We start from the raw sequence: 25,748 nt of genomic DNA on the forward strand, positions 1-25,748 counted from the left end.
GAATCGCCTCCGGACTGTATTTGATGCCGATCAGTGGCGGACCGACTACATCGGCGGGTTTTCGGATCCGGATTTCAGAGCATCGAGGACACGTGCAGCCTGATCGCGTACCTCATCTACAGGGTCCTTTTTGCTGATCTCGTCCAGGGCCGGGACAAAGTTCTCCCAACCGGTGATGGAGACTGCCAGAAGTGAAACCCTTCGAATCAGAGGGTCCGGATCGTTCAACCCCCAGCGCAGCAGAGCGAATGCCTGAGGGTCATAATTTGAATATGCGACGATTGCGGTGCGATAGAGAGTGTCTATCAGGACATCCGGGTCTCGGTCTGCAATCACTCTGGCTTGCAATTGTTGGATGTCGTCCATCGGGAGTTCGGACCGGATGCTCTCGGCCAGAGCGGCGGCATTGACTCCGCGCACAGCGATGTAGCTGACATCGAGCAGTTCGTCATCAATCCAGTGTGCTGCCGTTTTGGCGTCGCCTGTCAGCCAAATCTCCTCCTCCGAAGGTTGATCGGTCTCGGCGGCGTAAGCGGCGTGCCTGGTGAGCCCCAATGACGTGAACGCCGCCGCCACCGATTCAAGATCCGCCGGAGGCGTAGGAACGAGTCGAACGGTGGAAATGCTCACAGAGTCCCTCCAGGTAGGACATAGGTCGCAATGCGCGACTTCAAGTGACTTTCCATCTTCGATTCGACGAAGATTTTACATTCGTGTTCGCTCTCAAACAATGGATTGTCACCAGTCATGAGACTCTTTACCCATCGGACGGTGGTATCCATCTCGTTCTTGAGCATCCGATCGACCTTCAACTGCACTGCGGCCGACCGTTCACTCTCCGGCACGAGCGCTGCTCTCACTGTTGCATTGATCCCTTGCGGGGCCATCGGATTGTAGTTTATTACCACATCTTTCCATGTGGTGTTGGGCAGATGTGCCGATTCCCATGTCATTGTGCTGGTCGCCAACGCGATCGGGTTGCGGCCTCCTTCCACGGCAAACATCAGTCGGACCAAGGCGGCGAGTTGTGCGGCCGCCTGAGGGTCGCTCGAGATTCTCGCGTTTGACGGCCGTAAGCCTTGAGCTATTTCTGCGACGGCTTGTTGAATCTGCGGAGTGGCATACCCTTTTCCGGATAATTCATTGAGGATCTTGATGACCGCCGGATCGTAGTGGCCCACGCCGAGGCCGTAAGTCTTTATGTGGCCCGGCCCTGATGAGTAGGTCTGCCGTTCTTTCACCTCAAGCCCCGGGGCGACTTCAATGAGGTCGTCGGTGTGTGGGCGGCGGCGCAGGTTCTGGTCATGAATGGCCAGGGCCTCGGCTGCCTGGGACTGTCCCGTACGTGACGATAGGGGCACGTCCTCGACCTTGGCTTCTTTACCAGTGGCGGCAGCCTGGGCTGCTGCTTTTTCCTCTCGCTGTCCCTGTGTCTCGGCCCGCTCCTTTTCGCGTTGTTGTTTGGCTTTGAGTCGATCCTGTTGGATCTTCTTTGCGGTCTGTATGATATCCGGACGAGTTATCAGGTCATTTCCAATTCTAGATAACATTGCGTGCAGGTCTGGTCCAAGTTTACTGACAACTTTTTCGGCTACTTTTCCTTCCGGATTTACCTTGGCGATGACGTCGACATTGTCGCCATTGTGTTTGACGATAAGGCTGGAAAGGCGGTGCCTTCCGCGCCAGACGAGGAGTTGAGCGCGAAGTCGCGACTCGGATACTTTGCGCCCGATGAAGGCGTAGACCTTCGGTCTCAGGGCGTTGATGGCTCGGTCGAGGCGTCGTTGTTTTTCTTGCTGACTCTGCTCGGATGGGTCCTCTTTGAGGGTATTCTTTTCCTTCTTTCCGTTCTTTTTCTTCAGTTTTGTCCAGAGAGATTTTCCCTTCTTGGCGATGAAGTTGACGATCTTGTCGATGGCCCTGTTCACAGGTTTGGCGACGGCGTGGAAGACGGATTTGACCTTGCCGGCGAGGTTGCCGATGCCGAGGAGGGAGGCGAGGAAGCCGATGAGGAGGGGGACGCTGGCGGCGAGGGCTGCTTCGACCATCTTGGGGACGCCTGCCGAACCCCCGTTGGCGATGGCGATCACCGCGTCCAGGACCGCGTTGACGAACTCCACTATCTGGGCGCCCTGGTTCACGATGAACGTGACGATGTCGATGATTCCCTTGACCGCGCGGACGAAGGCGGAGGCGGGGTTGAGGAGGGAGATGATCCAGGTGATTCCGGCGATGACGACCGTGGGGATCAGGTAGCTGGTGAGTTTTTCGAGGATGGTGGCCTTGAGGTCGCCGGCCTCGGACTCGATTTCTTTTACGGCGCCTGCGGGGCCTTCGGCGGCGAGTTTCTTCGCGACCGGGACGGACTGTTCGACGGCGGTCAGGGCCTGGTCGGGGATGCCCTTGCGGGTGATGCGGGCGCGGATGTTGGCCCAGGTCAGGCCGAGGAGGGAGCCGATGAGCTGGATGATGCCCTTGAGGTCGAACTTCTGGGGGAGTTCGAGGCCGGCCTTGACCGCTGTGCCGAGCAGCCAGGAGACGACGCCTGTTTTGAGGTGTTCGGCGACGTTGGTGATGAAGAGGTTCAGGCCCGCGCCGACGGCTCGTACGAGATTGCCGAGGAACCCGATGGGGTCCTTGATGATCTTCATGATGGCCGAGGCGGCCTTGGCGAGGATGCCGAGCAGGAGGTTCTTCAGCTCGTTGATCGTCTTGATGACGCCGACAATGGCGTCCTTCGCCTTGTCGATCAGACCCTTGTTGGCCTCCTGGAGCTTCTTGATCTCCTCGTCGACCTTGTTGAGGGCGGCGGTGTATTTCTGGGCGAGGTCCTGGACGAGTTGTTCGGACTTCTCGTTGACGGTGGATTCGAGGTCGTCGAATTTTCCCGCGAAGTCCTTGGCCGCGTCCTGGCCGAACTGCTGGAGGTCGGCGGGGAGTCTGTCGACCTCGGCCTTCAGCTCGGTGCGGCCTTTCGCGATGCGGGTCTTGGCCCTGCCGAGTTCGGTGCCGATGATGTCGGCGACCGAGGAGATGACGGTCTGCATCTTGGCGACGTAGAGCTTGCGGGCTTCCTGGAAGAGGTCGTTGGCCTCCTTCGGCATGCCCATGAGCTTGTCCTTGGCCCACTTCGCCGGGCCGAGCATGCCTGAGTAGCGTTTGTCCTTGTACTTCTTCATCCGGCGTTTGTGGTCGGCGGTGAACGCGTCGCGGGCGGCCTTCTCGCCCTGCGTGAACGCGGTGTCGACCTTCTTGTCCAGGCCGGACAGGGTCTCCTCGACGTCCTTCTTCGTGCCGTCGTAGACCTTCTGGAGTTTCGCGGTGACCTCGGCCCGCCGTTTCTCGTCCTTGGACTTCGTCTCGCCCTTTCCGCTGTCGACGTGCTTGCCGGCCGAGGCGCGGGCCGCGGTCAGCGCGTTCATGGCCTGGGCGCCGGAGGCCGCGGCGCCCGCCTTCGCGGTGGTGAGGTGCTGGTTCTCGGCCGCTTTGCCCTGGGCGGGGGCCTTCGCGGAGTCCTTTTCCGCTGTCTTCTTCGCGGAGAGCGCTTCGTCGAACTCGGGTTCGTTGCCCTTGACGAGCTGGTCCTCGGTGACTTCGGCGTCCGCCATGGCCTTGTTGTTCTCTGCGGGGCCCTGGGAGAAGTCGGTGACGGAGTCGGGCTGCCTGGGCGGGACGGCGTCCTGTGCGGACGGAGCGCCGGGGTTGGCGGGCGGCTGGTCCGGGGTCATCGGGGTGACCGGTTTGTCCTTGGCCGCCGCGGTGTCGGGTGGGGCCTTGGTCGCGGTGTCGATGTCCTTGGCGGACTTCTCCTTGCCGTCGGTGACCTTCCCGTCGACCTCGTTCTTGATCTTGTCGGCCCTGCCGGACGTGGAGAACTTGTCGGCCTGGTCGAGGTTCTTGGGGGCCTGGGCGTCGATCGCCTTGTTCACGGCGTCGATGAAGGCCTGCTTGTTGAACTCACCGGGTTTGGCCGCGTTCATCTTCTCCGCGTTGGCGGCCTTGCCCTGGGCTTCCTTGTCGTCGGGGGGTGCGACGGCGGCGTCCTGGGCGGATTTCGATTCGGCGGTGGCCGGAGCGTGGACGGCGATCCTGGTTCGTTTCGCCGCGACGTCGGCCTTGACCCTGCGGAAGCCGGGGGCCTGGGCGGGGGGCGGTTTGACGGGGGCGGTGTAGCGCTGGGCGACCAGGCGGGAGACGGCGCTGTTGCCGGCCGCGCGTTGCAGGCGTTGCAGGCTGCGGAGGTCGGGGGCGGGGCGGTCTCCGGACGGGCGGGTATCACCGGGGTGGTGAGGTGGGGGTGATTGCGAACGTGACACTTCGGGCGTGAGTGTCACGTTGTCGCGATGAGGGGTGCCTCCACGGTCGGATGCCGACGCGGACGCGGTGGGGTCCTTCTCCGGAACCGCCTTCATCCGCCCTCCCGGCCCGCCCCGTCCCCGGGCAGTCGGCACTCGATACGCATGGCCCTGCCGCCGCCCCAGAATGCGGGGGCGGTGGATCGCGTACGCAGCGCGCGGGGACGCGACCGGGGGCAGGGCCCACGGGGTCGTACAGCGCGAGAGCGTTGCCTGATCGGGCAGCGGCCGGTGCACGGGCGGGCGGCCGTGTGTCCGTTCCCGGTGATCGCGGCTGTCGCGAGAATTGCGGGCGTTCCCCGGCCAAGGAGAGACTCACATGCCGTCGTACCTGTCCCCGGGCGTCTACGTCGAAGAGATCGAGTCCGGATCCCGGCCGATCGAAGGGGTGGGCACCTCGGTCGCCGCCTTCGTCGGCTTTGCGCAGAAGGGCCCGTTCGACGAGCCGACGCTGATCACGAACTGGAGCCAGTTCGCCGGCACGTTCGGTGACTTCGTGGACGGCGCGTATCTCGCCTCCGCCGTCTACGGGTTCTTCACCAACGGCGGCGGCGTCTGCTACGTGGTGCGCATCGGTGACGGTACGGAGCCCCCGGCCGGGGACGGGAGCCGCCCGGCCGACGGACAGCTGCCCGCCGGGTCGGAGACGCAGCTCGGGCCGTACGCCGTGCGGCCCCGCCCCGGCGTGGCCGGTGAGATCACCGTCGAAGTGGCCGAGGCGGAGGGGGACGATCCGCCCTCCGACGTCTTCCAGCTGATCGTGAAGCGGGACGGGCACGTTACGGAGACCTACCCGGGTGTCACGACCAAACGCAGCAAGGAGAACGTCGCCACCCGGGTCAACGCCACGTCGGAACTCATCGAGATACGGGAGTCCGGGCGCGGCGCCGCGCCCGCCAAACCGGAGCCGCAGAGCGTCGCCCTGGCCCCCGCGGCGCCCGCGTCCCCCGGAGCCGGGGCACTGACCCCCGAGGTGTACGTCGGTGATCCCGACCGCCGGACCGGGCTCGGCGGACTCGAAGCCGTCGAAGAGGTCACCACGATCGCTGTGCCGGACCTGATGAGCGCGTACGAACGCGGGCTGCTGGACCTGGAGTCGGTCATCGCCGTGCAGCAGGGGCTGATCAGCCACTGCGAGCTGATGGGCGACCGGGTCGCCATCCTCGACCCGCCGCCCGGACTCAGCCCGCAGCAGATCCGCGCCTGGCGCACCGGCCGCGCCAACTTCGACTCCAAGTACGCCACGCTCTACTACCCCTGGATCAAGGTCGCCGACCCGCCCTCGGGGCGGGCGCAGCTGGTCCCGCCGAGCGGCCACATCGCCGGGGTCTGGGCGCGCAACGACGAGTCGCGCGGCGTCCACAAGGCCCCCGCCAACGAGGTCGTACGAGGGGCGGTCGCCCTGCAGACGCAGCTGACCAAGGGCGAACACGATCTGCTCAACCCGATCGGGCTGAACTGCATCCGGTCCTTCCCCGGCCGCGGTATCCGGGTCTGGGGCGCGCGCACGCTGGCCTCGGACCCGGCCTGGCGCTATCTGAACGTCCGGCGCCTCTTCAACTACCTGGAGGAGTCGATCCTCGCCGGGACGCAGTGGGTCGTCTTCGAACCGAACGACGACGCCCTGTGGGCCCGTATCCGGCGCACGGTCTCGGCGTTCCTGGTCAACGAGTGGCGCAAGGGGGCGCTGTTCGGGCTCACTCCGGAAGAGGCGTTCTACGTCAAGTGCGACCGTGAGACCAACCCGCCGGAGAGCATCGACGCGGGTCAGGTCATCTGCGAGATCGGGGTGGCACCGGTCAGGCCGGCCGAGTTCGTCGTCTTCCGCCTCTCCCAGCTGACCGGAGGCACCGGCGGTGTCGACGAGTAGCGCGCCGGGAGCCGGGCCGAGCAGGGTCCGGGCCGAACAGAGTGCGGACGTCCTGAGGTCCTCCGAGCGGCAAACGCGTTGAAAGCGGTAAAGGAGCCTGTTGTGCCACTTCCCGATCTCGACAGCACCGTCGGGGCCTCCTTCGGCCTCGAATTCGACAGCGTCGTCATCAAGCAGATCACCGAGGTCAGCGGTCTGAAGATGGAGCAGGACGTCATCGAGCTGAAGCAGAACACCGCTGACGGCCGCTACGCCATCAAGAAGCTTCCGGGCCGGCCGAAGGCCGGTGAGGTGACCGTGACCCGGGGCCTCACCGAGGACAACAGTTTCGAACGGTGGATCAAGGACTCCCGGTTCGGCCGGATGACCGCGGCCCGCCGCAACGGTGCCGTCATCGTGTACGACCACGAGGGCGTCGCCATCAAGCGCTACAAACTCATCAACGCCTGGCCGAAGTCGCTGGAGATCGGCACCCTCAAGGCCGGTGACACCTCGGTCCTGACGGAAAAGCTCGCGATCACCTACGAGAGCATGGAAGTCGACTGATGCGCCGTACGGCACCGGCCCCGGATCCGGCTGCGACCGTGCCGGCGGCCCCGGGGCGGCCGGACGGGCAGCTGCCGGCCGGCAGGGGCGGGGGGCACGGCCCGCGCGACACTCTGCGTACGGAGTTCTCCTTCGAGCTGCCCCGCGGGTACGTCGACGAGTCGGGCGCCGTGCACCGTACGGGAGTCATGCGGCTCGCGACCGCGCGCGACGAACTCGTGCCGTTGCGGGACGACCGGGTGCGCGAGAACTCCGCTTATCTGTCGGTCGTGCTCATCGCCAGGGTCGTCACCCGGATCGGCACGATCGACGACATCCATCCCGGCGTCATCGAGGACCTCTTCGCCTCCGACCTGGCCTTTCTGCAGGACTTCTACCGGCGGATCAACGCCGAGGGCCACACCCGCGCCGCCGTCTCCTGCCCGTCCTGCCAGGAGGAGTTCGCGGTGGATCTCGCCGGTGGCCGCCTGGGGGAATCGTGACGTACGCGGCCGACCTGCTCTACGAGGAGGTCGCGTACCTCGCCTACCACTTCCACTGGCCGCTCGATGAGTTGCTGGATCTGGAGCACCAGGAACGTCTGAAGTTCGTCGCACAGGTCGCTCGCCTCAACGGGCAGTAGCGAAGAGCGCAGGGAGGGCGGGAGAATCCATGGGCCTGATGTCCTGGCTGCGCGGTGGCGGGCGTACGGGGACGGGGGCGGGCGCGAGTGCGGAGGTTCCCAGGGAGAACCCCGCTCCGTTCGCCCCTCTGCGTGAGCGGATCGACCTGGCTGAACTGCCGCCCCTTCAGCGGACGTTGGGGAATCAGGGCCTGGTCATCGATCCTCACGGCTTCCAAGGATCGCTCGCCACTCGGCAGGACCCCGCACTCGGTACGCCCCTCGGACATCTGGTCAGTCCGGACGCGCCCACGGGGCTCGTGCACGGGATCACCACCCCGGCGCCGGGGGAGCAGACCCCGCCGGTGCAGCGGGCCGTGGAGCGGTCGGTGGAGTTTCCGGTTCGGGGCAGGTCCGTATCCGGGCCGGTGCCTGTGTCCGTCCCCGTGCAACGTGCGGAGGGCGGTGATGCGCCCGCGATGACGTCGGCAGGGGAAGCGTCCGCCGCGGAATGGCCGGTACGCCAACTGGTGGGCGAGCAGCCCTTCGTACCGGCTTCGACTGCGCCCGGCCCTCAGTCCGAGCCTGCGCCCGTGTCCGTGCCCATGCCCAGTTCTGCATCCGGACCTGCGTCCGCATCCGCATCCGCATCCGCATCCACATCCGCGTCCGCGCCGGCGCCGGCGCCCGCGGCCGTTCAGCGCGCCGTGACGCCTCCGGCCGCTGAGCGGTCCCGGCGGACGCCCGGTCTCGGGGCGCCCATGTCCGCCCTGCCGACCACGGCGCAGCGGCAGACTGCCGTTCCGGACGTGACGGCCGGGGCGGTTCCGGTTGCCCGGAGCAGGGACGACAGCGGGGCGGGCGAAATACCCGGGGCCACCGAGGACACCGGGGCCCGGGAGGCGCCCGCGGCTCCGGATCCGGCACCCGACGCCCACGCGCCCACCGCACCGTTGCTCGGCGACGACCCGCTGCTCTCCGCCCCGTCGGAGCCCGCACCCACGCCCGCGTCCGCACCCGCACCCGCATCCGCACCCGCATCCGCACCCATCTCCGGCCCGGCGGTGCAGCGGACCCCCGTCGTGCCCGGGAACACACCCCTGGCGCCGCCCCCGGCCCCCGGCCCCGTCGCGCCGCTGCTGGCCGACCGGCCCTTGGCGCTCCGTTCCCGGGAGAGCGGTGAAGCGGGTGGGACGGCGGCCGTTCAGCGGTCGGTCGGGGGCGGCGGGGCAGCGGCTCCGTCGGCCTGGACCGTGCACGGCTCCCCGCCCGACGCCGTTCCGGTGCGCTGGACGCCGACCGGGGCCGGGGTGCCGTCGGTGGCGGCAACGGCCCCCGCGCCAGCGGCTCTGCAACGTACCGTCGCACCGTCCGGGCAGGCGCCGGGGACGGTTGCTCCGCCACGTCCCGCCCTCCAGCGTCAGGCAGTCGGCGGGCCGCCGGTGCCCCGTTCGCTGCTGGATTCCGGTAGCCGTACAGCGTCCTCCGCGGCTTCCCCGCACGCGGTGGTGCCCGCCGCTCACCCCTTTCCGACGGCCGGTTCGGTTGCGGTGGCCGCAGGGGTGGCCCAGCGGATGGCCGACGGCAGTGTGGTCTTCGGCCCGCCGCCCACGCCGTACGCACCAGCCGTCGTCCAACGGGAGGCGGAGACCGCGGAACCACCGCCTCCGGAGCCACCCCAGGAACCCGAGGCCGCACCGGAACCGGAACCGGAGCCGGCTCCCGGGCCCGCGGCCGAGGAGCACGGCGCGCCGGGAGCCCCCACCCCCACCCCCGCCCCCGGCGGCCCGCCCGTCGTCACCGACGAGCTGGTGCGTGCCCTCTACCCGCCGCTCAGCAGGCTCTTCAAGGCGGATCTGCGGCTGGAACGCGAACGTGCCGGGTTCCTCATCAACACGCGGCATTCATGAGCGCCGACGAACAGCGGCGACACCACAGGGAATGGAGAGGTACGCGCCATGGCCACCGCCCAGGACAACGATCCCGCCGTCAGCGTCTGCTTCGTCGTCACGATCGACGACATCGAACTCGGGTCGTTCAACACATGTGACGGGCTGGGCTGTGAAGTGGTGCTCGAAACACGTGAGGAGGGCGGCAACAACGGGCATCTGTGGCAGCTGCCGACCCGCCTGAAGTACTCCAACGTGAAGCTGTCCAGGCCGCTGACCAAGGAGACCGAGAAGGTGGCCCGCTGGTTCGCCACCATGACGACCGGGTTCAGCCGCAAGACGGCGCACATCGAGGCGCGGACCGGGGACGGGCAGAAGGTGGCCCAGTGGGGGCTGCTGGAGGTCGTGCCCGTCCGCTGGACCGGCCCCTCCTTCACCCCCGAATCGCCCAAGGTCGCGATGGAGACGATCGAGATCGCCCATCACGGCTATGTGATGGAGGGCTGACCGTCGTGAGCGGTGCGGGTCCCATCGCGTTCAGCGCCGCCGGTACGTCGGGGGCGTCGGCGGGGGCGAAGGGCAAGGGAGGTTCGGCCCGGCCCAAGCTGGAGCACGCCTATCTGGAGCTGCGGACGCCGCCGACCGGCGGTGGCCTCACGCCCGGCGGTCCGTGCGGACGGATCGACTTCCAGTTCAACCCCAAGGAGCTGAGCCTCACCAAGGCCGCCTCCTGGAAGCGGAGTCCGGCCAAGGGTGCCAAGAGTTCGGGACCGCCGGAGTACCAGGGCTCGCAGCCCAGCAAACTCACCGTGGAGATGTTCTTCGACGCCAGCGACACCCAGGACACCCGTGTGGTGACCGCGGTGGAGCAGCTCTTCGCCTGCTGCGTGCCGACGAGCGAGACCCGGCAGCAGCAGCGTTCGTCGCCGCCGTGGGTGGTCTTCCACTGGGGCGGGCTGACCGGGTTCCCCGGCTATGTGAGCCAAGTACAGGCGAAGTACACCCTGTTCACCACCTCGGGGGTGCCGATCCGGGCAGTCTGCCAGGTGACGATGGAGGAGATCAGCGGCGACACCCCGGGGCAGAACCCGACGTCCGGGGCGCTCGCGGCCCGTCGGGTCCACCGGCTGGACGCCGGGGACTCGCTGCCGTCGCTCGCCCAGCGCGAGTACGGCGACCCGGCCGCCTGGCGGGTGATCGCGGAGGCGAACGGGATCGACGACCCGATGCGCCTCGCCCCCGGGCAGCAGCTGCTGCTCCCCGCGCTCGACGAGCTGGGCCGGCTCGAAGAGGAACGGGACAGGGGGCGGTCCTGATGGCGCAACCGGGCGTCGCGACGGCGCTGGTGGTGGAGTTCGGCGGCCGGCCACTGCCGCCCAAGTTCGTGAACACGCTGGTCGAGGGGTACGTCGACGACAGCCGGACGCTCCCCGACCTGTTCCTCCTGCGCTTCCGCGATCCGGACCGGGTGCTGCTGGAGCAGACCGGACTGAAGATCGGCAGCGAGGCCCGGCTGCTGGCCCGCGCGGGTGGCGACACGGCGCCGAAGCCGCTGCTGAAAGGGGTGGTCACCGCCCTGGAGGTGGAGCTCGACGAGACCGGCACCTTCACCGTCGTACGCGGGCTCGACGAGTCGCACCGGCTGTTCCGGGGGCGGCGGGTGGCCAGCTACCAGAACATGACGCTCGCCGACATCTGCGCCCAGGTGGCCCAGCGCGCCGGACTGAAGCCGGGAACGGTCGATGTGGCCGGCCCAGTACTCGAACACATCGCTCAGCCCAACGTCACCGACTGGGAGTTCGTGCGCGACCTCGCGGAGGAGGCGGGTGCCCAGGCGTACGTGCTCGACGGGCAACTGCACATCACCCGCCCCGCCGAGGCGAGCGGCGCACCGGACGGCTCGGCGCGGGCGGACCGGAACCCGCTGGTCCTGGAGATGGGCAGCAACCTGCTGCGCTGCCGGGCCGGGGTGTCCTCCGCGGAGCAGGTCTCCGAGGTCGAGGTGCGCGGCTGGGACGTCAAGACCAAGCAGCCACTGATCGGGCGGGCACCCGCGGGCAAGTCGGCGACGCTGGAGCTGGGGGTGAGCGCGGCCGAGGTGTCCGCGCCGTTCGGCGAGGCGCGTTTCGTCGTCACGGACGCGGCGTACGGGGCCCAGGCGCAGGTGGACCAGGCGGCGAAGGCCCTGGCGGAGCGGATCGCCGGATCGTTCGCCGAGCTGGAGGCGGTGATCCGGGGGAACCCGGAGGTGCGGGCGGGCAGTGCGGTGGCGCTCAACGCGGTGGGGGCGCCCTTCGAGGGCCGGTACACGGTCACGTCGTCGCGGCACGTCTTCGACCCGTTGCGCGGGTACGAGACCTGGCTCACGGTCTCCGGGCAGCAGGAGCGCTCACTGTTCGGGCTGACCGGCGGAGGACCGGGGTCCGGCGGGTCCGGAGCGGGGGCCGGTGGTGGGTCGCGCTGTGCGGGCCTGGTCAGCGGGACGGTCACGGACACCCAGGACCCGGAGGGTTCGGGCCGGGTCAAGGTGCGGTTTCCCTGGCTGTCGGACGAGTACGCGAGCGACTGGGCCCGTACGGCGCAGTCGGGCGGGACGAGCGGCGGCGAGGCGTTCATCCCCGAGGTCGGGGACGAGGTCCTGGTGGGATTCGAGCACGGGCATCTGGACCGTCCGTACGTCCTCGCCGGTCTGTACAACGGGAAGGACCGGCCGTCACAAGGGAGCGGGGGCGGCGGCAGCGGCAGCAGCGCCGGCGGCCATGGCAGTGGCAGCAGCGGCGGCGCCGGGGCAGCAGGAGCGACCGGAGCCCCGGCCGCTTCCACCGCCGACTCCGCCCCGGGGGACCCGCTGGTCGACCCGACCAGTGGGGCCGTCAACCGGCGCTCCGTCGCCTCCAGGAGCGGAAACCAGCTGGAACTCCTGGACGGCGCCAACGGACCGCAGGGCGTACGCCTGCTCACCGGCGACGGAAAGCTGAAGATCGACCTCGACCGCAGAGGCACCGTGATCGTGATCAACAGCGACGGCAGCGTGAACATCGAGGCCAAGCAGCAGGTGTCCATCAAGGCGGCCCGCGGAGTGGCCCTCGACGGCGGTCAGGGGGCGCTCGAACTCAGCGGCGACAGCGTCACGTTGACATCCCGCAGCGGCGTCCGGGTCGACGGTGGAAACGGCGAGGTCAAGCTCTCCACCGGCGGCACGGTGGATGTCCGGGGTGCGCAGGTCGCCGTCAACGGGACGCAGCGGACGGACATCAAGGGCGGCAGCTCCCTGGCCATCAACGCACCCCTGGTGAAGATCAATTGACGGTGGGCGGAAGCGCCGCGCGACCCGTACGACCCGCGCGACCCGTACGACCCGCGCGACCCGTACGACCCGTACGACCCGAGCGAGCCGAACGACCCGAACGACCCGAACGGACTGAGCGAGCCGAACGAGAGGACCGGACTTCCATGTCAGCAGCCGCGGCGGCAGCCGCACGGGTCGGGGACCCCACCGGACACCCGGGCACGGTCGGCCCGCCCGGTGTCCCGTCCGTGCTCATCGGCGGCCTCCCCGCCGCCACGGTCGGCACCCCGCACGTGTGCGCGTCGCCGCCGCCCGCGGTGCACCCGCCGTCCGCGCTCGCGCCGCCCGGCAGCACCACGGTGCTGATCGGCGGGCAGCCCGCCGCCCGCGTCGGGGACCTGGCCGCCTGCGGCTCACCCGTCGTGTCCGGTTGCCCGACGGTGCTGATCGGAGGCTGAGCGTCCATGGGCCAGCAGTTCATCGGCGCGGGCTGGGCCTTTCCCCCGCGTACGGACGCCACCGGTTCCATCGCCCTGGTGCGCGGCGAGCACGAGCTGGAGGAGTCGATCCGGCTGATCCTCGCGACGTCACCGGGCGAGCGGCCCATGCGGCCGGAGTTCGGCTGCGCGATCAACGACTACGTGTTCGCCCCGGCGGACGCGGGCACGGCCGGACAACTGGCGTACGAGGTACGCCTGGCGCTGGACCGGTGGGAGCCCCGGATCGAGGTCACGGAGGTCGTCGTCCGCTTCGACGAGGTCGACAACGGGGTCCTGTACATCGACATCGGCTACACCGTACGGGGCGCCAACGACCCCCGGAACCTGGTCTTCCCGTTCTATGTGATCCCCCAGTACGAGGAGGTGGACGGCGCGTGACCCTGCCCAGTCCGCATCTGGACGACCGCCACTTCCAGGGCCTGGTCGACGAGGCGAAACGGCTCGTCCAGCAGCGCTGCCCCGAGTGGACCGACCACAACGTCTCCGACCCCGGCGTGACCCTCATCGAGGCCTTCGCGACCATGGTCGACCAGCTGGTCTACCGGGTGAACCGGGTGCCGGAGAAGAGTTATCTGACCTTCCTCGACCTGATCGGGGTCCGGCTCCACCCGCCGACGGCCGCCCACACGGACGTGACGTTCCGGCTCTCCGCGCCGCAGCCCGAACCGGTGCGGGTGCGGGCGGGTACGGAGGTGGCCACCGTCCGTACGGAGACCGAGGAGGCGGTCGTGTTCACGACCGTCCGCGAACTGTCCGTCGTGCCGTGCGAGTTCGCCCACCTCGCCACCTGGCCGACGTCCGGCGACGCCGTCGACCGCACCGAGGAACTCGCCCTCGGCCGGGCCGTCCCCTGCTTCGACACCACGCCCACGCCCGGCGACACCCTCTATCTGGGCCTGTCGGCCGCCGTTCCGTCGGGCGTCGTCGTGCTGCGGCTGGACTGCGCGGTCGAGGGCGTCGGCGTGGACCCGCTGCGGCCGCCGCTGCTCTGGGAGGCCTGGGACGGCAGTGCCTGGGCGGTCTGCGAGGTCGAGAAGGACGACACCGGCGGCTTCAACCGGTCCGGGGAGCTGATCCTGCACCTTCCGGAGGGCCACACTCCGGCCGTTGTCGTGCGCCGGACCGGCGGCTGGCTGCGGTGCCGCCTGGTGGAGGCCGCCCCGGGGCAGCCCACCTATATGGCACCCCCGGTGGTGCGCCGGATCACGGCGTTCACGATCGGCGCGACCGTCGGGGCCGTCCACGCCGAGACCGTGACCGACGAGGTGCTCGGCCCGGCCGAGGGCGTACCCGGACAGGCCTTCACGGTGAGCCGCCCCCCGGTCGTCCCCGGCGCATTCGTCGTCGAGGTCGCCGACCCGGCCGGAGGCCCGCAGGGCACGGAGTGGACCCGCGTCGACGACTTCGCGCACTCCGGACCCGACGACCGGCACATCACGCTCGACCCCAACTCGGGGCGGGTCGAATTCGGTCCGGCGGTACGGGAGCGGGACGGCTCCATCCGTTACTACGGCGCGGTGCCGCCGAAGGGTGCCACGGTCCGCGTGCGTGCGTACCGCACGGGCGGCGGACTGCGCGGCAATGTCGCCCGTTCCACGCTCCGGGTGCTGCGCAGCGCCATCCCGTACGTGGCCCGGGTGGAGAACCGGCGGCCCGCGCTCGGCGGAGTCGAGGGCGAGACGGTGGACAGCGCGCGGGTGCGCGGGCCCATGACGCTGCGGACCCTGCACCGGGCCGTCGTACCGCACGACTACGAACTGCTGGCCCGCGAGGTCGCACCCGACGCGTCCCGGGTGCAGTGCATCCCGGCCGGCGGGGACTCGGACGTCGAGGCGGGCGGGGTGCGGCTGCTCGTCGTGCCGGCCGGACGCAGCGACGAGCAGGGCCGGATCCAGTTCAACGAACTCCTCCCGCCGCAGCACACCCTCGCCCTGATCGCGGGCCATCTGGACGAACGGCGGCCCATCGGCGCCCGGTTGGTGGTCGAACCGCCCTACTACCAGGGGGTCACCGTGGTCGCCTCGGTCCAGGCCCGCCGGGGCGCCGTACTGGAACGGGTGCGCGAGGAGGCGCTGGCGGCCCTGTACGGCTACTTCAACCCGCTGAGCGGCGGACCCGGCGGCGACGGCTGGCCGTTCGGCCGGCCGATCCAGTCGGGCGAGGCGTTCGCCGTACTCCAACAGGTTCCGGGGGTCGATCTGGTGGAGGACGTACGGCTCTTCCCCGCGGACCCCGTGACCGGGCAGCGCGACGAACCCGCCACCAAGATCACGCTGGACCGGCACGCCCTGGTCTTCAGCTACGAGCACCAGCTCCGGGTACAGGAGGCCTGACCGCCATGCGCACAGCCGTGACCGGCCTGCCGACTCCGCACCCGCTGATCGAACAGCTCCCGGCGGTCTATCTGGAGCAGGACTTCCTGCGCCGGTTCCTCGCGGCGCTCGACGACGTACTCGCCCCGGTCCTGCTCTCCATCGACAATCTGCCCGCCCACCTCGATCCGCGCAGCGCGCCCGAGGACTTCCTCTCCTGGCTGGCCCAGTGGGTGGCCGTCGACGTCCGTCCGGACCACCCGGCCGAGCAGCGGCGCGCGGCGGTGCGCGGCGCGGTCGAGCGGCACAGCAGGCGCGGCACCCGGCGCGGTCTCGCGGAGGCGGTGCTCCTGGAGACCGGGACCGAGCCGGACATCGTGGAGAGCGGCGGCACGGCGTGGTCGTCGACGCCGCACACGCAGTTCCCGGGCGGCCCGCGGCCGTGGGTGACGGTCCGGGTGCGCGCCTCGCAGCCGTACCAGGTCGACCGGGTGCGGCTGGAGGAGCTGATCCGTACGGAGATTCCCGCGCATGTGGGGTTCGACCTGGAGGTCTTGTGATCTGCGAGGTGTGCGGTCAGACCAATGCGCCGGGGACGCAGTTCTGCACGTCGTGCCGGGCGTTCCTGGAGTGGGAGGGCACGCGGGGAGCGGGAGAGGGTCCCTCTGCGGGCTCTGCGGGCTCCGCTTCATCCGCGTCTCCTGCTGCCCCTGCTGCCCCTGTTGCGCCGGATACACCTGTCTCCCCACCCCTGCCGCCACCCACGCCCCAACCGTCCCCCCAGCCGCAACCGCAGCCCCAGCCCCAGCCGCAACTGCGCGCCGAGCCGCATCCCCGACCCGCCCTCAACCCTGCCCCCAACCCCGTCCCCAACCCCGCCCCTCAACCCCCCGTCTCCGCGGCCGCACCGCGTCGCCCCGGTGACGAGCCGGACGTGTCGGTGCCGGGGCCCGAGGCGCTGCCCGACGTACGGCCGGGCCCCGCGAACACACCCCCCGGTCCGCCTCCCGCCGCCCCTGTCCGCTGCCCCAACTGCCGTACGGCGAACGCCCCGGACCGCACCCTGTGCATCCGCTGCGGACTGCTCCTGGACCCGGGGCCGCCGCCCGAGGTCCGGCCTCCGTGGTGGTGCCGGATCCTGCGGCGGCGACCGCGTCAGGCACCCACCGCGGGTACCCGGCCGCGGCGCAGGCTGTGGCGCCGCCCCGGGCTGGCGCTTCCGGTCGCGGCGATCGTGGTGGCGTGCGGCGTCTGGTTCGCCCTTCCGCATCTGTCCGGCTGGTTCGGCCTCGCCAAGGACGAGACCGGAACGCCGGAGGCGGTGCCGCCCACCCGGTTCCGGGCCTCCAGCGGGGCGCCGGGCCACCCGGCGGGCGCGGCGTTCGACGGTTTCAACAACCGTTACTGGGCGCCGTCGGCCGCGGGCCCCGGCACCGGTGTGGGCCAGTACCTGGAGTGCGACTTCGAGCAGCCGGTACGGGTGCTGAAGCTGGTGGTCTTCTCCGGTACATCGGCCAAGATGGACGAGTTCCTCACCCAGGCCCGCCCGGCCAGGATCACCGTCCGGCTCACCTCCGCCGACGGAAGCCGGGTCAGCAAGGAGATCAGGGTCAAGGACCAGCCCGGTCAGCAGACCTTCGACCTGCGCGGCTCGGAGATCGTCCGGGCCCGCCTCACGACGGACAGCACCTATGGAGCGGGCCCCGGCCGCCGCCTGGCCGTCGCCGAGGTCGAGTTCTTCGGCCGCCGGTCCTGACCCCTGTTCCGGGGGCCGGGGGCAGGGGGCAGGGGGTTGGGGGCCGGCGGACGTCTCGCCGGAAGGCTCAGTCCGCGTCCGGGGCTGCGTCCGCGTCCGCGTCCGGAGCCGCGTCCGCGTCCGGGGCCGCCAGGGCCACCAGAGCGTCCGCCTGTGCCAGGCCGCTCTCCTCGACGACCTCGCGCACGCTCTGCGCCTCGCGTACGAGCGCGAAACGCACCTGCCCGTCCACACCGGTGCGATAGCCGTACACGGCGGGCCGGGGCAGCGAGTTGTACGAGAAGTGCGACGAGAAGTAGTACGCCCCGGTGTCGTGGAGCGCCACCACGTCGCCGGGCTCGACGGCCGGGAGTTCACGTCCGGTCGCGGTCAGGTCCCCGGCGAAGCAGCACGGTCCCGCGATGTCGACGATCTCGGTCGGGCCCTGCTTGGGCCGGCCTGCGGCGTCGAACACCCCCACGCGCAGCGGCCAGGAGCCGGGCATGAACACCGTACGGGTGGCCACCTGGGCGCCCGCGTGCGTGACCGCGATCCGCCGCCCCCCGGCCGACTTGGTGTACTCGACGACCGTGCCGACCGTCCCGCTCTTGGCCAGCAGGGAGCGGCCGAACTCCGTGATCAGGGTGTAGCGCCCGTCGAACAGACCGGGTACGCCGCGGCGGAGTTCGGCGACGTAGTCGGCGTACGTCGGCCGGTCGTCCTCGCCGTCGAAGTTGACGGGCAGGCCGCCGCCGATGTCGATCCCGGTGATCCGGTCGTGGCCCAGCTGCGCGTTGATCCGCTCGGCCAACTCGTAGGCGACGCGGATGCCCTGGGCGATGAGCGGCAGCGGGCAGCCCTGGGAACCGACGTGCGCGTGCAGCCGGTTGAGCCACGGCCGGCGCGCGAAGGCGTCGGTCACCGCGTCGACGGCCCCCGGATCGCGCAGCGCGACGCCGAACTTCGAGGTCGCGGTCGCGGTGCTCATCGCGCCGATGGCACCGGCCCCCACCTGCGGATTGACCCGCAGCCCGATCGGCCCGGCGGCCGGGCGCCCGGCCAGCAGACGGTCCACGCGGGCCATCTCCTGGAAGTTGTCGAGGTTGATCGCGATGCCGTGGGCGAGGGCGAACTCCAGCTCCTCGACCGTCTTCGCGGGGCTGTCGAAGACCAGCCGGTCGTACGGGAAGCCGGCCGCCAGGGCCTGTTCCAGTTCACCGGGCGAGGCCACCTCGCAGCCCATCCCCGCGTCGGCGAGCAGCCGCAGCACGGGCACCAGACCGCACGCCTTGGCCGCGAACGTGTGCCGCACCGGGGCGGGGCCTTCGAACGCCTCGTTCAACGCGTCGACAGCGGTGAGCACACCGTCCACGTCGAGGAGGCCGACCACGGGCGCGTGCGGACCGAGCAGCCCCTCCTCGACGGCGCGCGCCAGCGCCGCCGCCCGCCGGGTTCCGCGCTGCTGGGCCGCGGAGCCGGCTGCCGAGCCGGACGTCATGTGAACCACGACAACTCCCCTCCATCTGCCACGTACTGCTGTACGGCGCTGTGGCCGCACGGGCGTACCGGTCGGTGTACGGCTGTACCGCTGTACCGCTGCGAGACCGCCGTACGTACAGCTTCGACGTGGCGGGGAGGGCGCGTCTTCGACCGACACGACGACACCTGCCCGATTCCTTTGTGGCACCGGACAGCCGAAGGATCAGCGGCTGCTCGGCCCCCGCGTTCCGCGTTCCGCGAGCCGCAGCCCGATGTCCGCGAGGAGCCGTACGGCCGGGTCGTCCAGATCGACGCCGAACAGCTCCCGGGCCCGGCGCAGCCGGTAGCGCAGCGTGTTGGGGTGCACGTTCAGGCGCCGTGCGGCCGCGCCCGTGTCGCCGAACGCGTCGAGGTAGGCGGTGACCGACGCGCCGTACTCCGAACCGTGCGCGCGGTCGTGCTCCACCAGCGCGTGCACCGGCCCCGCCAGGGACGTCCACAACGGCGCGACCCGGTCGAGCACCCGGAGCACCGACGTGTCGGGGACCAGCTCGCCGAAGGCCGCGACCGCCGACACCACCTCCGCGACCGGCAGCGCCGCGGACCGCTCCCGCAGCACCCGCACCACCAGTTCCGCGGCCTCCCGCGACGCGGGCAGCCCCGACAGGTCCGCTGCCACCGGGCCGACGCCCGCGAACACGACACTGCGCGGCACCGAGCGGGCCGTCGCCAGCAGGGCGCGCGCCGGATCGGCCTCACCGTCCACCGCCGGGACCAGGACGTACAGCCGCCGCCCCGAGCGCGCGGTCACACACCCCGGCCGGTACGCGGCGGCCTGCAGCGCGAGCACGTCCAGAACCCGCTGCTCGGCGGCGCCCCCCGGGCCCGGACCGGACGCGGCGCCGAGCGCCCGGCTGTCGTACGCCTCCGCGACCATCACCGTGTACGGGCGGTCCGGTGCGATTCCGGCATCGTGCGCGGCCCAGGCGCCGTGCGCGCCCCGCACCGGGTCGGTGTCCGGCACCGCGTACGCGTCCTGTGCCGCGTATCCGTCGTGGACCCCGTACGTGTCGTGGACGGCGTAGGTGTCTCGTACCGCGTACCCGTCTCGTACCGCGTACCCGTCTCGTACCGCGTACCCGTCCCGTACCGCGTACGCGGGCCCGTACAGGAGCGCGTGCACGGCCTCCTCCTGTGCTCGGGCTGCCGCCCGGCCCCACGTCCGATGGTGGGACAGATGCGGTACGGCGGCGCGGGCGGCCGTGCGCAGCGCCGCTGCCGCGCCCTCGGCGAGCGGCCGCCCGTCCGCCGCGGCCCAGATGGATCCGAGCACCTCGGACCCGTGCCGCACGGCGATGGCGAGCCGCTCGGCGGACCGGTCGTCGGCGGGCCGGTGCACCACGTCGTCGGTGCTCCACAGCGCTTGGAAGAAGCCGCTCTCGCGGAGTTCGACGACCCGCCAGCGGGGGACCTCCTGCCCGAGGATCGTCAGTCTGCGCAGCGGATCGGGTTCGTGGTGCATCCGTGAGTACGCCAGCACCCGCGACTGCGGGTCCTCGATGGTGATGGCACCGCCGACGAGGTCCGCCACCGTATTGGCCAGCCCCGACAGATCGCCGAGCCGCAGTCCGCCCACGCCGCCGGTGCCGACCGCACCGCCCACACCACCCACACCACCCGCCCCGTCAGGTCCGGTCGGCCCGGGGGCGGAACGGGTCGGGGCGCTGTGCGCCAGAGCGGTCCGCAGCCGGCCGAACACTTCGGTCCACCCCTGCCCCGGCCGCCGGGTCAGCAGCGCCGTACGCCCCTGGCGGGCCGCCTCCACCAGCGCCGCCCGGGGCCCGCGACCGCCCCGCCGCAGCACCACGGCCGCGGCCCCGGCCCGGTCGGCGTCGCGCAGCACGTCGACGGCCTCGGGCGAGGCGGCCTCCACGCCCACCGCGAGCAGGATCAGCCCGGACGCGGACACCGGCCGGGCCCCCTCGTCCCGCTCCTCACCGGCATCGTGCAGCGCCACATCGGCCACCGGCACACCGGTGCCGCGCGGTGCCACGACGACATCGAGCATCCCGGGGGCGATGAGCCCGAGGATCTGCTCCAGCGAGGGCCATGTGTCGTGCCGGTCCGGTTCACGCGTAGGCATCCGTCCATCATGGTCGGCGGTCCCTGACAGAAGCGACAGAAGCGACAGGAGCGACAGGAGCGACAGGAGCCATGGCTAAGGGCTGTCCCTCAGGCACGGAGCCCGTCGAACGCGATGTCCAGGTGGCGGGGCCCGCGCAGCACGGCGTTCTGCCGGTACGGGGGAGGGTCCTTCACCAGCCGGGGGCCGTCGAGCCTGCGGGCGAGCGCGGTCAGGGCGAGCTGTGCCTCCAGGCGGGCGAGGGGCGCGCCGAAGCAGTTGTGGATGCCGCTGCCGAAGCCGAGGTGCTGGTTGTCCTCGCGGTCGGGGTCGAAGCGGTCGGGGTCGGTGAAGCGTTGCGGGTCCCGGTTGCCGGAGGCCAGGACGAGCCAGACGGAAGCGCCCTTGGGGATGGTGGTGCCGCCGATGTCGATGTCCGCGAGCGTGGTGCGCTGCGGAAGCAACTGCACGGGAGGTTCGAAGCGCAGGAGTTCTTCGACGATCGGGAGGGCCGACCCGGCGTCGTTCCGCAGCCGCTCCAGGACGTCGGGGTGGCGGAGCAGGGTGAGCATGCCGTTGGTGATGAGGTTGACCGTGGTCTCGTGACCGGCGATCAGGAGCAGCGCGGCCGTGCTGAGCACTTCCATCCGGGTCATCTGCCCGTCCGTGCCGCCGTGCTGGTTGATCAACTCGGAGAGCATGCCGTCGTCGGGCGCGGTCCTGCGTTCCTCGATGAGCTCGGACAGGTACGCGCCCAGTTCGGTGCGGGCCTGCTGGGTGACGTGGCGCCGCTCGCCGGCGTCCTGGCCCGGGTCCGGGTCGAGTCCGGCGGCGATGGTGTCGGCCCAGGCGTGGAAGCGCGCCTCGTCCTCGCGCGGGATCCCGAGCAGCCGGCAGATCACGGTGACGGGGAAGGGGTACGAGAAGTCCTCGACGAGGTCGACCTGGTTCCGGTCCCCGAAATCGTCGATGAGGCCGGAGACGATCCGGGCCAGTTCGCTGCGCATGTCGTGGATGCGCCGGGGGGTTTCCGGCGGACCGAAGGGGCGCATCGCCATGCGGCGCAGCCGGTCGTGCTCGGGAGGGTCGAGTCTCAGGAAGGCGGGCGGCAGAGCAGACTCCTCCTCCTCCTGGAGGTACGTGCCGGCGGCCCCGGGGGAGAGGTTGCGGGCGTCCGAGCTGATCCGCGGGTCGTGCAGCAGGTTCTTGATCTCCCAGTACGTGCTGACGACGAAGATGTCGCTCCCCTCCTGAAGCACCGGCGTCTTGCGGAGCTCGGCGTACAGCGGATAGGGGTCGGCGCGGTTGGAGTAGTCGAGGATCTGCCGCAGGAGTGTGTGGTGCGTCATGGTGGCGTCCTTGTGGGCGGTGGGACGGCGGGCTTCCGGTCTCCGGGCTTCCGGTTTGCGGGTTTTACGAGGCTTCCGGCCGGTCCGGGCTTGCGGTCGGTCCGGGCTTGCGGTCGGTCCGGGCCCTCCGAGTGGTCCGGGCTTCCGGGCCGTGGGTCAGGCTCGGGCGGGGGTGAAGGTGATCCGCTGGTCGGTCGGTGAGTAGCCGCTCACGGTGACGGACGGCCCGTGGGTGGGCAGGGAGGGATCCGGGAACTCGGCCGGGACCGGCCGCAGACCTTCGGGACGGCGGTCCACCGAGGAATAGACCGGCGGGAACGGCGCGGCCGACTCGATCTGCCGCTGGTAGAACTCCAGCCACTTCGTCTGGTCGAAGGTGACTGCGGCGATGACACGGCCCTGGTATCCGTACACGCAGGTGAAGCGGTGATCGGAGAGCGACCCCTGGGCGACGATGATCTCCTCGCCCAGCGACGGGACGCCGACCGACTTGATGTTGACCCCGAACTGGGCGGACCAGAAGGCCGGCACCCACAGATGCGGACGGCGCTCCGAGCTGCTGCTGATCATGTTGTGCGCGGCGGTCTCGGCCTGGGCGACGGCGTTGCCCCAGTGTTCGAGGGACAGGAACTGGTACCCGAACAGCGCGTGCGGGGACCGTGCCACGTCACCGGCGACGAAGACGTCGTCGGTCACGATGCCCCTCACGTCGAAGGCCCGGCATCCGGCGTCGCAGGCGATTCCGCGCGGGCCGGCGCCGAGCCCGGAACCGGCCAGCCACTCGGTGTTCCGCGACGCGCCGAGCGAGACCACCGCGACATCCGTGTCGACGGTGGTGCCGTCGGACAGATGGGCGCGCCGGAGCCGCCCTGCCGGGTCGCCCTCCAGGCTCGTGACCATGATCCCGCAGCGCAGGTCCACGCCGTGGTCGTGCTGCAGCTCCGCGGCCACCCGGCCGATCACTCCGCCCAGCGCCCCCACGAGCGGCGCCGCACCGCGCTCGGCGACGGTCACCGGCAGCCCGCGCTCGCGGCAGGCCGAGGCGATCTCCGAACCGGTGAAGCCGGCGCCCACGACGAGCACCCGGCGGGGCGACGCCGCCAGCCGCCGCTGCAACCGGGCCGCGTCGTCGCGCGTACGCAGCACGAAGACCCCGTCCAGTCGGGCCTCGGTCTCGTGCGGCCAGGGCCGCGCGTGCACACCGGTGGCGATCAGCAGCCGGTCGTACTCCACTTCGTCCCCGTCGGCCAGCCGCACCCGCCTGGCCGCCATGTCCAGCCCGGTGGCGGCGACACCGAGCCGCCAGTGCGCGTCGAGGGCGAGGCGCCGGGGCAATTCGGTGCGGTCGGCGGTCGCGTGGCCCAGCAGGACCTGTTTGGACAGGGGCGGCCGGTCGTACGGTTCGTGGGGCTCGTCGCCGATCAGCGTGAGAGAACCGGCGAAGCCCTCCTTCCGCAGGGTCTCCGCCGCCCGGAGCCCGGCCAGCGAGGCGCCGACGATCACGATGCGGCCCTCGCGCCTCAGCCACTCCAGAAACCCGTCACCGGACACTGGACAGCCCCTTTTCCGCCGCGGCCGGTGCACCGTCCAGGTCCTCCACCTGAATGGCCCGCACCGGACACGCGGTCGCGGCACGCATCACCTGCTCCCGCTGCATCTCGTCGGCGTGCGGGTTGTACAGCAACGCCTCTTCGCCGTGCATGGCGAAGACATCGGGTGCGAGGAAGGCGCACTGTGCGTACCCCTGACACCGGTTGAGATCGACGACAATCCTCATCAAGGGGCCGCCCTTCCTGTAGTACTCCCGCCTCAGCCTGCGAGCACCGTTCAGGATCCGCGCGCAATGGCGGACCAATGGAGTCATCCGCACAGGTACCGGCACAGGTACCGGCACAGGCCCAGGCACCGGCCACCACACCGGCACCGCCCACCACCCCGGCACCAGCGCAGATGGGATTTTTCTCAGGAAGATCCAGCAAACCCCTTGACCCGGGGCGAATACGGAGGAAAATCATCAATACACCAGAAAACCAGAGCGAGCCGTACTGTCGACGAAGACGTTCGCCGATGCGCGTGACCCACTCGTTGGCTCTGGCCAGGCCCCCGGCAGATCCTCTCGATACCGGAGCTCTCAGCGACGGCTGAAACTCACGGAACCGCGAAGGACTACCGGGGACTGCATGTCCGCACCCGCCTGATGCCTCGCGGCGTTGCGTGTCGCAGTTGCCGCGCGGCGTTGTGTGTCGCTGTACGCAACCGGGGCCGACCGGCCCCTGGGTCCCGCACGACACTCCAGGGCCCCGCACGACGGACGGCGCCCCCTCCAGGACCGTGGAGGGGGCGCCGTCCGTTGTGCGGAACGCCGAACCGTTTCCGGCTGCCGGAAGGTTCCGGCGGACCCGTCAGCCGCGGGTCGTCGTCGGGGGGAGCACCTTGGACCGCTCGATCAGACCGTTGACCGAGTGGTCGCCGGTCCCGGTCATCGGCGTGGAGTAGTCGCCGACGGCCCAGAAGTCGCCGGAGTCGCCGGCCGGCGCCAGATCGTAGAAGGAGTAGGACGGCCACCGGGTGTCGCCGTCGGGCGCCGTCGCTCCGGGTTCCTTGGTCCACGTGGTGCCGTCGTAGTGCCAGAAGACCGGCTCGGATGCGGCCGGTTCGGCCTGGTCGTTGCCGGTGACCCACAGACCGCCGCGGCCGTCGGAGGCGATCGCGTGGAGGTAGAGGCCGGCGAGCGATCCGGTGACGTCCTTCCACGCGGTGCCGTCCCAGTGCGCGACGCTCGGGACGGGCGGGTCGGCGTCCGGGCCGTCGGCCCACCCGGCCACGTAGACACTGTCCGGGGACTCCGCGGTGATCTTGGCGGTGTCCGTACCGGCACGCACGGGGGGTTCCTCCATCAGCGTCCAGGTGGTCCCGTCCCAGTGGTAGGTCACCGGGTGGCCGCCGTCCACCGGGTACCGCATGCCGGTCGCGTAGGCGTCGTCCGCGGACAGGGCGTCGATGTCCCGGATGTCGACGAGGCGGGGCAGCGCGAAGGTCTGCCATGCGCCGTCGGCATACGTGTAGAGGGCCTGGCCGCCCTTGAAGAGCCGTCCGGGGACAGCCTTGATCGGGACCTCGGGCCAGGAGTCGTCGGCGGGGCCGGTGGTGGGAACACTGGTCCAGCGTTCGCCGTCGTAGTGCACCAGCGCCTGGTCCCTGCCCACCGTGCCGTAGGCCCAGACGTCGTCGGCGGACACGGCGCTGACCGACGACCATTGCCAGACGTCGGGAAGCCCCGGGGCGGTGTCCTCGCCCCACTTCTCCCCGTCCCAGCGCATGATGACGCCGTGCTGTTCCTTCCGGCCGACCGCCCAGGCCAGATCGTCACCGACGGTGGAGACCGACATCAGGGATTCGGCAGGGCTGTCCCCGGAGAGGGAGACCTCCCAGTGGGAGGCCGCGCCGACCGCCTCGGCGCCGCCGGTGGCGAGCAGGGTGGCGGCGAGGGTCAGCGAGACGGTCGCGGTGCGCAGGAGGTGCCGTGCGAGCATCGGTGAGCGTTCCTTTGCGATGAGAGAGCTCCGCCCACGTGGCTTTCATATACAGGCCAGAAGGCTGCTGGACGATGATCCAGACCTGCCGCGACGTCGGATGGTTGTAGCAGAGCGGGCCGCGGGGGCCTGCCGTTCCGCCGGCCGGCGGTCAGGTTGCCGACGGTC

At 70.5% G+C, this 25,748-nt stretch carries 21 protein-coding genes; 13 read left to right on the plus strand and 8 right to left on the minus strand.

From position 1 onward, the window contains the following. Positions 1–45: 45 nt before the first annotated feature. Together ACIOMQ_RS08515 and ACIOMQ_RS08520 are read right to left on the minus strand one after the other, a co-directional pair. Positions 46–630 carry a HEAT repeat domain-containing protein gene (locus ACIOMQ_RS08515; protein WP_401755141.1) on the minus strand — a complete coding sequence of 195 codons (585 nt, stop codon included), beginning with the start codon at positions 628–630 and terminating at the stop codon, positions 46–48. Next, entirely contained in the window at positions 627–4,412 is a 3,786-nt protein-coding gene (locus tag ACIOMQ_RS08520; RefSeq protein ID WP_402188291.1) for a hypothetical protein, read from the minus strand. Before ACIOMQ_RS08520 ends, ACIOMQ_RS08515 begins: the two co-directional genes overlap by 4 nt. Before the next feature lie 262 nt (positions 4,413–4,674). Here ACIOMQ_RS08520 and ACIOMQ_RS08525 point away from each other — a divergent pair, with 262 nt between their 5' ends. From ACIOMQ_RS08525 to ACIOMQ_RS08585, 13 genes are all read left to right on the plus strand, one after another. Beyond that, complete coding sequence (locus tag ACIOMQ_RS08525; RefSeq protein ID WP_401261809.1) at positions 4,675–6,225, plus strand: phage tail sheath family protein; 1,551 nt, start codon at positions 4,675–4,677, stop codon at positions 6,223–6,225. A 102-nt stretch (positions 6,226–6,327) separates the two neighbouring features. After that, positions 6,328–6,771 carry a phage tail protein gene (locus ACIOMQ_RS08530; protein ID WP_266747442.1) on the plus strand — a complete coding sequence of 148 codons (444 nt, stop codon included), beginning with the start codon at positions 6,328–6,330 and terminating at the stop codon, positions 6,769–6,771. Continuing rightward, positions 6,771–7,253 carry a hypothetical protein gene (locus tag ACIOMQ_RS08535; protein WP_362201336.1) on the plus strand — a complete coding sequence of 161 codons (483 nt, stop codon included), beginning with the start codon at positions 6,771–6,773 and terminating at the stop codon, positions 7,251–7,253. The genes ACIOMQ_RS08530 and ACIOMQ_RS08535 overlap by 1 nt, the downstream gene beginning before the upstream one ends. Next, a complete protein-coding gene (locus tag ACIOMQ_RS08540) occupies positions 7,250–7,393 on the plus strand; it encodes a DUF6760 family protein (RefSeq protein WP_362201333.1) in 144 nt (47 codons plus the stop codon). Before ACIOMQ_RS08535 ends, ACIOMQ_RS08540 begins: the two co-directional genes overlap by 4 nt. Before the next feature lie 740 nt (positions 7,394–8,133). Continuing rightward, positions 8,134–9,282 carry a hypothetical protein gene (locus tag ACIOMQ_RS08545; RefSeq protein WP_402188293.1) on the plus strand — a complete coding sequence of 383 codons (1,149 nt, stop codon included), beginning with the start codon at positions 8,134–8,136 and terminating at the stop codon, positions 9,280–9,282. 48 nt (positions 9,283–9,330) lie between these two features. Further along, positions 9,331–9,768, plus strand: a complete 438-nt coding sequence (locus ACIOMQ_RS08550) for a phage tail protein (protein ID WP_093549687.1) — start codon at positions 9,331–9,333, stop codon at positions 9,766–9,768. Between the two features lie 23 nt (positions 9,769–9,791). Continuing rightward, positions 9,792–10,577 carry a LysM peptidoglycan-binding domain-containing protein gene (locus ACIOMQ_RS08555; RefSeq protein ID WP_401988658.1) on the plus strand — a complete coding sequence of 262 codons (786 nt, stop codon included), beginning with the start codon at positions 9,792–9,794 and terminating at the stop codon, positions 10,575–10,577. Beyond that, positions 10,577–12,568: a VgrG-related protein gene (locus ACIOMQ_RS08560; RefSeq protein ID WP_401261801.1), complete on the plus strand. Its 1,992-nt coding sequence runs from the start codon at positions 10,577–10,579 to the stop codon at positions 12,566–12,568. Before ACIOMQ_RS08555 ends, ACIOMQ_RS08560 begins: the two co-directional genes overlap by 1 nt. 146 nt (positions 12,569–12,714) lie before the next feature. After that, positions 12,715–13,008: a PAAR domain-containing protein gene (locus ACIOMQ_RS08565; protein ID WP_362201321.1), complete on the plus strand. Its 294-nt coding sequence runs from the start codon at positions 12,715–12,717 to the stop codon at positions 13,006–13,008. 6 nt (positions 13,009–13,014) lie between these two features. Further along, on the plus strand, positions 13,015–13,428 hold the full coding sequence (locus ACIOMQ_RS08570) for a GPW/gp25 family protein (protein WP_402188295.1): 414 nt from the start codon (positions 13,015–13,017) through the stop codon (positions 13,426–13,428). Then, positions 13,425–15,383 carry a putative baseplate assembly protein gene (locus ACIOMQ_RS08575; protein WP_401988604.1) on the plus strand — a complete coding sequence of 653 codons (1,959 nt, stop codon included), beginning with the start codon at positions 13,425–13,427 and terminating at the stop codon, positions 15,381–15,383. The genes ACIOMQ_RS08570 and ACIOMQ_RS08575 overlap by 4 nt, the downstream gene beginning before the upstream one ends. 5 nt (positions 15,384–15,388) lie before the next feature. Further along, positions 15,389–15,922, plus strand: coding sequence for a phage tail protein (locus tag ACIOMQ_RS08580; protein WP_401261795.1), 534 nt, complete (start codon positions 15,389–15,391; stop codon positions 15,920–15,922). Positions 15,923–16,296: 374 nt separating this feature from the next. Beyond that, positions 16,297–17,118 (plus strand): NADase-type glycan-binding domain-containing protein, encoded by an 822-nt coding sequence (locus tag ACIOMQ_RS08585; protein WP_402188298.1) that lies wholly within the window; start codon positions 16,297–16,299, stop codon positions 17,116–17,118. A 67-nt stretch (positions 17,119–17,185) separates the two neighbouring features. On the opposite strand, the gene ACIOMQ_RS08590 is transcribed toward ACIOMQ_RS08585, so the two are convergent. From ACIOMQ_RS08590 to ACIOMQ_RS08615, 6 genes are all read right to left on the minus strand, one after another. After that, on the minus strand, positions 17,186–18,595 hold the full coding sequence (locus ACIOMQ_RS08590) for a diaminopimelate decarboxylase (protein ID WP_402188409.1): 1,410 nt from the start codon (positions 18,593–18,595) through the stop codon (positions 17,186–17,188). A gap of 204 nt (positions 18,596–18,799) precedes the next feature. Next, entirely contained in the window at positions 18,800–20,719 is a 1,920-nt protein-coding gene (locus tag ACIOMQ_RS08595) for a PucR family transcriptional regulator (protein ID WP_401261793.1), read from the minus strand. An 89-nt stretch (positions 20,720–20,808) separates the two neighbouring features. After that, positions 20,809–22,047, minus strand: a complete 1,239-nt coding sequence (locus ACIOMQ_RS08600) for a cytochrome P450 (RefSeq protein WP_362201303.1) — start codon at positions 22,045–22,047, stop codon at positions 20,809–20,811. Positions 22,048–22,203: 156 nt separating this feature from the next. Continuing rightward, positions 22,204–23,598 carry an FAD-dependent oxidoreductase gene (locus ACIOMQ_RS08605; protein WP_362201300.1) on the minus strand — a complete coding sequence of 465 codons (1,395 nt, stop codon included), beginning with the start codon at positions 23,596–23,598 and terminating at the stop codon, positions 22,204–22,206. Then, the gene (locus tag ACIOMQ_RS08610; protein ID WP_362201297.1) at positions 23,588–23,824 is read right to left on the minus strand and encodes a ferredoxin; all 237 of its coding nucleotides are present in this window, start codon (positions 23,822–23,824) and stop codon (positions 23,588–23,590) included. The genes ACIOMQ_RS08605 and ACIOMQ_RS08610 overlap by 11 nt, the downstream gene beginning before the upstream one ends. A gap of 625 nt (positions 23,825–24,449) precedes the next feature. After that, on the minus strand, positions 24,450–25,580 hold the full coding sequence (locus ACIOMQ_RS08615) for a hypothetical protein (protein WP_362201294.1): 1,131 nt from the start codon (positions 25,578–25,580) through the stop codon (positions 24,450–24,452). Positions 25,581–25,748 lie beyond the last annotated feature (168 nt).

The organism is Streptomyces sp. NPDC087845, assembly GCF_044742755.1.
Classification (GTDB): Bacteria; Actinomycetota; Actinomycetes; order Streptomycetales; family Streptomycetaceae; genus Streptomyces.